Source organism: Moorena sp. SIO4G3 (assembly GCF_010692305.1).
GTDB classification, from domain to species: Bacteria; Cyanobacteriota; Cyanobacteriia; order Cyanobacteriales; family Coleofasciculaceae; genus Moorena; species Moorena producens_A.
This window is the reverse complement of record NZ_JAAHIG010000711.1, coordinates 1-1,663: the sequence shown is the minus strand read 5'-3', so window position 1 is coordinate 1,663 and position 1,663 is coordinate 1. Positions and strand designations below refer to the sequence as shown.

General features: G+C 44.7%; 2 protein-coding genes. Both read left to right on the top strand.

Annotated elements, in window-relative coordinates:
- The first annotated feature begins 108 nt into the window (after window positions 1-108).
- Window positions 109-567, top strand: coding sequence for a reverse transcriptase N-terminal domain-containing protein (locus tag F6J99_RS46125; protein WP_365975523.1), 459 nt, complete (start codon window positions 109-111; stop codon window positions 565-567).
- A complete protein-coding gene (locus tag F6J99_RS46120; RefSeq protein ID WP_365975522.1) occupies window positions 539-1,654 on the top strand; it encodes a reverse transcriptase domain-containing protein in 1,116 nt (371 codons plus the stop codon). Before F6J99_RS46125 ends, F6J99_RS46120 begins: the two co-directional genes overlap by 29 nt.
- The last annotated feature ends 9 nt before the right edge of the window (window positions 1,655-1,663 follow it).

Sequence of the window (1,663 nt, the reverse complement as noted above, 5' to 3'; positions counted from 1 at the left end):
CGAGAACCCTAGATACACTTTTGGCGATGTACTTATCGAAGGCAACGGAGGATCGATTCGGCTCTACTCCGACGGTCGGCTCACCATTCAACCGCTTGGAGGACACGAATGCGAACACACGTACGCGCCGCCGAAAGTCAATTTTGCTGGAGACTGGCGAGCGAACTTTGGAAAAGTTTTGACTGGAAAAAAGCCAAGAAAGACTTATTCCGCCTACAAAAACGAGTGTTCAAAGCAGTTCGAGATGGCGACATTGGTAAAGCGAGGTCGCTACAGAAGCTGATTATGAAATCCCGTGCTGCGCAGATGATGGCCATCCGCCAAGTCACACAGCTCAATCAGGGAAAGAAAACCGCAGGAGTCGATGGAGTCAAATCCATGGATTACTACGAAAGAATCAAATTAGCCAAAAGATTGCAAAAAGAAGGTAACAACTGGAAGCACTCAGGACTAAGAGAGATTCCCATACCTAAGAAGAATGGTAAAACCAGAATTCTAAAGGTCCCGACCCTGGCAGACAGAGCATGGCAATGTAAGCGTGAAATACGCACTAGAACCAGCCCATGAGGCAACCTTCCATGCCCGAAGCTACGGATTCAGGCAAGGAAGAGGAGCACATGATGCACAAAGACAGATATTTAATAATCTTAGTTCATCTAGCAATGGCTGGAAAAAGAGCGTAATTGAATTAGACATTAAGAAATGCTTTGACCGCATTTCCCATACCGCCATAATGGAGAGGTTAATAGCACCTTACGGAATCTCAATAGGAATATTCAGATGCCTAAAGGCAGGAGTATCACCAGATTTTCCAAATCAGGGAACCCCTCAAGGCGGTGTAGTCAGTCCTCTGCTAGCTAATGTGGCATTAAATGGTATAGAGGCCATACATCCCAGTGTAAGATATGCCGATGATATGATAATTTTCATAAAATCCGGTGAAAACACCTCGAAAATACTCCAAAAAGTCAAAAACTTCTTGGCAACCCGAGGAATGGAAATCAGCGAAGAAAAGACCAAGATAACCAAGGCGACAGATGGATTTGATTTTCTGGGCTGGCATATGAAAGTCTTGAAAAATCGAATGTTCAAAAGTTTCCCCTCAGAGGAAAACTTTAGAAACGTTCGAGATAAAATCAAATACATAGTCAACAACTCAAACTATGGAGCCAAAGTAAAAGCAGAGAAGTTAGCCCCCATCATCAGGGGATGGCGAAATTACCATAAATACTGCTGGATGGAAAACACCAGAGATAGACTCTGGTTCCCTGGGAAAACTGCTGAACGAAAGTTCAGAAAAGAAAAAAAGATTAGCAGGCATAAAGCAGTAGAATTGATTAATAAAGCCTTTCCAAGCGTCAGCTGGAAAACTAACAGATTCACCATGGTCAAAGGAAACAAATCACCCTTTGATGGCAATGAAGTCTACTGGAGTAAAAGGAAAAATAACCAATACGACGGTGAGACCGCAAAAGCTTTACAACGGCAAAACCATACCTGTGGACAGTGTGGACTGAGATTCTTAGACGATTTGATCCCGACCCACGCGGCCTACATGGACGCCAAGGCGACAAACGTCATCGGCTTCCCGCGTGTGCCAATCGCTGCCTTCGGCGGCATGGAATGGCCGGAGTTCATCGGCTTCAAAGCCTAACGACTTCTA

What these genes read in the sequence shown, in the direction of transcription:
- F6J99_RS46125 (WP_365975523.1), top strand. Translation starts at nt 109, where the DNA reads ATGCGAACACACGTACGCGCCGCCGAAAGTCAATTTTGCTGGAGACTG.